Source organism: Cellulomonas septica (genome assembly GCF_012396155.1).
GTDB lineage: Bacteria > Actinomycetota > Actinomycetes > Actinomycetales > Cellulomonadaceae > Cellulomonas > Cellulomonas septica.
The window spans coordinates 1-6,006 of the sequence record NZ_JAAXOY010000169.1 but is presented as its reverse complement, the minus strand read 5'-3'; the positions used below and the strand labels follow the sequence as shown (position 1 = coordinate 6,006).

Annotated in this window: 9 protein-coding genes; 4 read left to right on the top strand and 5 right to left on the bottom strand. The window is 74.6% G+C overall.

Features of this window, described 5'->3' with window-relative positions; all coding sequences use genetic code 11:
• From HGA02_RS08450 to HGA02_RS08435, 4 genes are all read right to left on the bottom strand, one after another.
• The coding region (locus tag HGA02_RS08450; protein WP_168678646.1) for a DUF899 family protein at nucleotides 1–724 on the bottom strand (724 nt) is incomplete at its 3' end.
• An 82-nt stretch (nucleotides 725–806) separates the two neighbouring features.
• Nucleotides 807–1,241, bottom strand: coding sequence for a VOC family protein (locus HGA02_RS08445; RefSeq protein WP_168678645.1), 435 nt, complete (start codon nucleotides 1,239–1,241; stop codon nucleotides 807–809).
• 70 nt (nucleotides 1,242–1,311) lie between these two features.
• Entirely contained in the window at nucleotides 1,312–1,836 is a 525-nt protein-coding gene (locus tag HGA02_RS08440) for a GNAT family N-acetyltransferase (RefSeq protein ID WP_246247572.1), read from the bottom strand.
• 78 nt (nucleotides 1,837–1,914) lie between these two features.
• On the bottom strand, nucleotides 1,915–2,802 hold the full coding sequence (locus HGA02_RS08435) for an HAD-IB family hydrolase (RefSeq protein WP_168678643.1): 888 nt from the start codon (nucleotides 2,800–2,802) through the stop codon (nucleotides 1,915–1,917).
• 108 nt (nucleotides 2,803–2,910) lie between these two features.
• Here HGA02_RS08435 and HGA02_RS08430 point away from each other — a divergent pair, with 108 nt between their 5' ends.
• Nucleotides 2,911–3,186, top strand: coding sequence for a glutaredoxin family protein (locus HGA02_RS08430; RefSeq protein WP_343035383.1), 276 nt, complete (start codon nucleotides 2,911–2,913; stop codon nucleotides 3,184–3,186).
• Between the two features lie 147 nt (nucleotides 3,187–3,333).
• Nucleotides 3,334–3,948 carry a redox-sensing transcriptional repressor Rex gene (locus HGA02_RS08425; protein WP_343035382.1) on the top strand — a complete coding sequence of 205 codons (615 nt, stop codon included), beginning with the start codon at nucleotides 3,334–3,336 and terminating at the stop codon, nucleotides 3,946–3,948.
• An 89-nt stretch (nucleotides 3,949–4,037) separates the two neighbouring features.
• Here the strand turns inward: HGA02_RS08425 and HGA02_RS08420 are convergent, their stop codons facing one another.
• Nucleotides 4,038–4,598, bottom strand: a complete 561-nt coding sequence (locus HGA02_RS08420) for a YceI family protein (RefSeq protein ID WP_168678641.1) — start codon at nucleotides 4,596–4,598, stop codon at nucleotides 4,038–4,040.
• A 102-nt stretch (nucleotides 4,599–4,700) separates the two neighbouring features.
• Between HGA02_RS08420 and HGA02_RS08415 the strand changes: the two genes are divergently transcribed.
• Nucleotides 4,701–5,213, top strand: a complete 513-nt coding sequence (locus HGA02_RS08415) for a MarR family winged helix-turn-helix transcriptional regulator (RefSeq protein WP_168678640.1) — start codon at nucleotides 4,701–4,703, stop codon at nucleotides 5,211–5,213.
• Between the two features lie 49 nt (nucleotides 5,214–5,262).
• Nucleotides 5,263–5,937 carry a histidine phosphatase family protein gene (locus HGA02_RS08410; protein WP_168678639.1) on the top strand — a complete coding sequence of 225 codons (675 nt, stop codon included), beginning with the start codon at nucleotides 5,263–5,265 and terminating at the stop codon, nucleotides 5,935–5,937.
• Nucleotides 5,938–6,006: the final 69 nt, after the last annotated feature.

Here is a 6,006-nt window from a genome sequence, read left to right as displayed (position 1 = left end):
GGCGCGTCCACTGCGGGGTCGGCCGGCTCGCGTCCCAGTCCTGTCGGCCGTCGGCCGTCGTCCGCCAGTACCAGCACGGCCCGTTGCCCTCGGGCCAGCCGTCGGGCGTGTCCTGCCAGGCCTCGCGCCGGCCGTACGGGGTCAGGTCGAGCAGCGCGAACGCCGGGTTCGCGACCTCGGTGCCGCGGCCCGTCGTCGCGTAGGTGAGGAACACGCGGCCGCCGTCGCGCAGGAAGCACGTGATCCGGCCCATGTCCTCGCCGACCGGCCACGCGACCCCGCGCACCGAGTACCAGGGCTCGGTGTAGCCCATGAACTCGAGGAACGGCCGGACCTCCTCCCACGGGCCCTCGGTCAGCACCGCGAACGCGACGCCGCGCGCCCGCAGGTACACCGTGTCGCGCAGCGCCCACGCCGAGACCGTGCAGCCCTCGCACTGGCCCTGGAAGGGCGCGCCGTCGTGCCACATGTGCTGGTAGACGAGCAGCTCGTCACGGCCCTGGAACAGGTCGACGAACGGCACCGGGCCGTCCGCGCCGACCACCTCGACCGTCTCGTCGATCTCCACCATCGGCAGCCGCCGGCGCTCCGCGGCGAGCGCGTCGGCCGCGTGCGTGTGCGCCTTCTCGCGGACCAGCAGCGCGTCGCGCGCGGCCTGCCAGGTGTCCCGGTCGACGACGGGCGGGCGGCCCGTCCCGGTGGTCGCGTCCTGCGTGCTCGTCATGGCGTCTCCCGGTGCTCGGCGAGGTGGTCGTCACGAGGAAGGACCGGCGGGCGTGCCCGAACTCATCGCCCGGCGTCGCGTGTCAGTCGAGGCAGAACTCGTTGCCCTCGACGTCCTGCATCACCAGGCACGACTCGTCGAACCCGTCGGCGCGCATGAGCCGGACCTTCCGCCCGCCGAGCGCCGTGAGCCGGTCGCACTCCGCCTCGAGCGCCGCGACCCGCTCGTCGCCGACCAGGCCCGTCCCGACGCGCACGTCGAGGTGCACGCGGTTCTTCACGACCTTGCCCTCGGGCACCTTCTGGAAGAACAGCCGGGGCCCGGCACCCGTCGGGTCGACGACCGCGAACGCCGAGTCCCGGCGCTCGGGCGGCAGCGACTCGACGAACGCGTCCCACGACTCGAAGCCCGCGGGCGGCGGGGGGACGACGTACCCGAGCACCTCGCACCAGAACCGGGCGACCCGCTCCGGCTCGGCGCAGTCGAACGTGACCTGGACCTGCCTGACCTGTGCCATCGCCCCAGGCTAGGGGCGTGCCGTCGTCAGGGCGCGGGGTGCGTGACCGTCGCGCGGGGGCGAGCCGCCGTCAGAGCGCGCGCTCCAGCACGTAGTCGTCCTCGACGCGCGACCCGACGGTGAAGTGCTTCGTGCCGACGACGGCGAACCCGGACCGCTCGTAGAACGCGCGCGCCCGGGCGTTCTGCTGGTTGACGCCGAGCCACATGCCGGCGGCCCCGCGGCGACGGCCCTCGTCGACCGAGGCGGCCATGAGCGTGTGCGCGACCCCGGCGCCGTGGTGGTCGGGGTGGACGTAGCACTTGGACAGCTCGATCGTGGGGCGGACCGTGAGCGCGGTGCGGACGTCGTCGTCCGCCGGCTCGCCGTCGACCAGCATCGTGTACCCGGTCAGCGTCCCGCCCTCGTCGGCGACGAGCACCGCGCGCGTCGGGTCCACGACGTACCCCGCGAACCGCTCGGGCGACAGGACCGCCGCGATGAACTCCTGCTGGTCGGCGGCCGTCGACCCGGGCGGGCAGGCGAGCGGGAAGGTGACCGCCGCGAGCGCGGCGAGCGCGTCGACGTCGTCGGTCGTGGCGGGGCGCACGGGCATGCGCGCCAGCATAAGGACGCCGACGGTCGTGCCCCGCACCGGTCCGACGGCCGGTCCGGCGAGAGGTCCGACGCGCGGTCAGGAACCGCCGCGCAGCGAGCGGCGGACCGCGCGGACGACCAGCCCGAGCGCCCACGCGAGGCCCGCGAGGCTCGCGGCGTTGATGCTGCGGCGCGCGGTCCGGCCGCGGCTGCTGCGGAACTCGCGCACCGGCCAGCCGACCGACGCCGCGTGCCGGCGCAGGCGGCGGTCCGGGTTGATCGCGCACGGGTGGCCGACCTCGGACAGGATCGCGACGTCGTTCGTCGAGTCGCCGTACGCGTACGACTCGCCGAGGTCGATGCCGTCCCGCTCGGCGAGCGCGCGCACCGCGTCGGCCTTCGCCTGCCCGTGCAGCAGGTCCCCGACGAGCCGCCCGGTGTAGAACCCGTCGTCGTGCTCCGCGACGGTCCCGAGCGCACCGGTGACGCCGAGGCGCCGCGCGATGACCTCGCCGATCTCGACGGGCGTCGCGGTCACCAGCCAGACCTCGTGCCCGGCGGCGATGTGGTCGTCGAGCAGCCGCTGCGTGCCCGGGTAGATGCGCAGGCAGAGGACCTCGTCGTAGACGTCCTCGGCGATCGCGGTCACCTCGGCGACCGAGTGCCCACGCATGATCTCGAGCGCGCGCGAGCGGACCTCGTCGATCTGCTGCTTGTTCTCGCCGAAGGCGAGGTAGCGGGCCTGGTGCACGCCGAACCGCACGATGTCGCGCTTGCGGAAGAACCCGCGCCGGTACAGGCCGACGGCCAGGTGGAACGACGACGCGCCGCGGATGATCGTGTTGTCGACGTCGAAGAACGCGCCCGTCCGGACCTCGTCCGAGCCCGGCTCGGCAGCGACGACCGGGGCGTCCGCGGGGGCTCCGGCGACGCCGGCCTCCGCGATCGCGCGCGCGGCGGGAGAGGGATCGCGGACCGGACGCACCCCGCCACTGTACTGAGACCCACGCCACTCGTGTCCCACCCCACCACCCGGCGCAGGCCGAGGAGCGGCGTGACCGAGGACGAGGGGCGGGTCGCCTAGCGTGGGGGTGTGGGTGACGTGAGGGTCGTGCTGTTCGGGCGGGCGGGGTGCCATCTGTGCGAGGACGCGCGCGCGGTGGTCGCCGACGTCTGCGCGCGGGCGGGCGAGCGATGGGTCGAGGTGGACGTCGACGCCCCGGGCGGCGCCGCCGACGGTCGCGACCTGGTCGCGGAGCTCGGCGAGCTCGTCCCCGTCGTGCAGGTCGACGGCGTGACGCAGGGCTACTGGCGGATCGACGCGCGACACCTCGAGCGGGCCCTTTCCCGTCCCCGCACGACGCCCTAACCTGTGCTGACGGCCGGACCGACGGCCGGTCTGCGGCTTGCGGGAGTCGACGTGGACACGCATGGCACGGCACCCCGGACGCGCGGCGCGGCGAGCGAGCCCGCGGCGTCCGGCGGGGGACGGGCGCGGACGGTGCCGCCCGCGACGGTGGCACGGCTGCCCGGGTACCTGCGCGCGCTGCACGCGCTCGCGGCCGAGGGGGCGGTGCTGACGTCGTCGGACGAGCTCGCGTCGCGCGCGGGCGTGGGGTCGGCGCAGCTCCGCAAGGACCTGTCGTTCCTGGGCTCGTACGGGCGGCGCGGCGTGGGCTACGACGTGGCGCACCTGTCGGAGCAGGTCGAGGTGGTGCTGGGCCTGACGACGCAGCGGCGCGTCGTGATCGTCGGCGTCGGCAACCTGGGGCACGCGCTCGCGAACTACTCGGGGTTCGCGGAGCGGGGCTTCGCGGTCGTGGGGCTGGTGGACGCGGACCCGGCGGTCGTGGGGACGACGGTGGCGGGACTGGTGGTGCAGCCGTTCGACGACCTGCACGCGCTGGTCCGCGCGAACGGGGTGTCGATCGGGGTCATCGCGACGCCGGCGGCCGGCGCGCAGGCGGTGTGCGACGCGCTGGTCGAGGCGGGTGTGGTCGGCATCCTGACGTTCGCGCCGCGGGCCCTGCACGTGCCGGCCCACGTGGACGTGCGCGCCGTCGACGTGGCCTCGGAGCTGCAGATCCTCGCGTTCCACGACCAGCGCCGCACGGGGACCTGGGAGGCGTGAGCCGCTCGGCCGCGCACACGACGGAGCCCCGCTCACCCGGGTGGGGTGGCGGGGCTCCGTGCGGGGGTCCCGGGGTGCGGGACGGGGGCTCAGCCCTGGCGGATGGCCGAGACGTCGAGCGCGATGACGACCTTGTCGGCGACCAGGACGCCGCCGGCCTCGAGGGCCGCGTTCCAGGTCAGGCCGAAGTCCTTGCGCGAGATCGTGACGGTGGCCTCGAACCCGGCGCGCGTGTTGCCGAACGGGTCGACCGCGGTGCCGTTGAACTCGGTGGCGAGCTCGACGGACTGGGTCACGCCGTGGATGGTGAGGTCGCCGACGATGACGTAGTCGCTGCCCGCGCCGCGGATCTCGGTCGAGACGAAGGTCCACTGGCCGAACTTCTCGACGTCGAAGAAGTCGCCCGACTTGAGGTGGCCGTCGCGGTTGGCGTCACCGGTCGAGACGGTCGACGGGTCGAGCGTGACGGAGACGGAGGTGTCCGCGAGGGTCTCGCCGACGGTGATGGTGCCCTCGGAGACGGCGACGGACCCGCGCACCTTGGAGATGCCCGCGTGGCGGACGGTGAAGGAGGCCTCGGTGTGGGAGGCGTCGACGGCCCAGACGCCGGTGGTGAGGCCGGTGGGCAGGGCGGTGGCGGTGGCGGTCATGCGGAGCTCCTCAGTCGTTGAAAGGTCAACTACTCTCGTTAGTTGACGATTGAACTACACTTGTCGGCAGAGCGCAACACCTGTCCCGGGATGGAGATCGTGATGAGCACCACCGAGCCCTCGCCGCGCGGCGGCTGGCTCACGGCCGAGCAGCAGACCCACTGGCGGTCGTTCCGGTCCGGCGTCGCCCGCCTGACCGCCGTCCTCGAGCACGAGCTCGAGGCGCGCACCGGCCTGTCGACGCACGAGTACGAGGTCCTCGTCCGCCTGTCCGAGCAGCCCGGCCGCACCATGCGCATGTCCGAGCTGGCCGACGGGATCGTGCACTCGCGCAGCCGCCTCACGCACACCGTCCGCCGCATGGAGGACGCCGGCCTGGTCCGGCGCGCGCCCTGCGCCGAGGACGCGCGCGGCGTCAACGCGACCATGACCGACGCGGGGTGGAAGCGGCTCGTCGACGCGGCCCCCGAGCACGTGCAGTCCGTCCGCGACCACCTGGTCGACGTCCTCACGCCCGAGCAGTTCGCCGCGCTCGGCGCCGCCATGCAGGTGGTCGCCGACCGGATCGTCGGCGGGTGCGACGACGACCCGGGTGTCCCGTGTCACGTCGCCTGACGTCCCGATCCGTCCGGGGCACACAGCGAGGTTTGCGACACTGAGCCCTATGGTCGCCACCACCGTCCACCTGCTGCGCCACGGCGAGGTGCACAACCCCGCGGGCGTGCTGTACGGGCGCCTGCCGGGCTACCACCTGTCCGAGCGCGGGCACGCCATGGCGCGCGCCGTCGCCGACGCGCTCGCGGGCGAGCCCGTGACGACCGGCGGCCCCGCGCGGCCGCGGCACGACGTCGTCGCCGTCATCGCCTCCCCGCTGCAGCGCGCGCAGGAGACCGCCGCCCCCATCGCCGCCGCGTTCGGCCTCGACGTCGGCGTCGACGAGCGGCTCATCGAGGCCGCCAACCACTTCCAGGGCAAGACGTTCGGCGTCGGCGACGGGTCGCTGCGCCACCCCGAGCACTGGCCCTACCTGCGCAACCCGTTCAAGCCGTCGTGGGGCGAGCCCTACCAGGAGCAGGTCGACCGCATGCTCGCCGCGGTGGCCGACGCCCGCCGACAGGCCCGGGGGCACGAGGCCGTGCTCGTCAGCCACCAGCTGCCCGTGTGGGTCACGCGCCTCGCGCTCGAGAACCGCCGGCTGTGGCACGACCCGCGCCGGCGCCAGTGCAGCCTCGCCTCGCTGACGTCCCTGCGGTACGAGGACGACCGCCTCGTCGGCGTCGGCTACTCCGAGCCCGCCGCCGCGCTGCTGCCCGGCGCGTCGCACGTGGCGGGGGCGTGACCGTGCGCCGAGCCCTGCTCTCGACGAGCCCGTCGCGCGCGACCCGCCCGTCGACGGCCCGCCCGTCCG

Excerpts from the sequence above, each read along its gene's own strand:
- HGA02_RS08445 (WP_168678645.1), bottom strand. The coding sequence starts at position 1,241 with ATGGCACAGGTCAGGCAGGTCCAGGTCACGTTCGACTGCGCCGAGCCG.
- HGA02_RS08440 (WP_246247572.1), bottom strand. The coding sequence starts at position 1,836 with ATGCCCGTGCGCCCCGCCACGACCGACGACGTCGACGCGCTCGCCGCG.
- HGA02_RS08420 (WP_168678641.1), bottom strand. The coding sequence starts at position 4,598 with ATGACCGCCACCGCCACCGCCCTGCCCACCGGCCTCACCACCGGCGTC.
- HGA02_RS08415 (WP_168678640.1), top strand. The coding sequence starts at position 4,701 with ATGAGCACCACCGAGCCCTCGCCGCGCGGCGGCTGGCTCACGGCCGAG.
- HGA02_RS08410 (WP_168678639.1), top strand. The coding sequence starts at position 5,263 with ATGGTCGCCACCACCGTCCACCTGCTGCGCCACGGCGAGGTGCACAAC.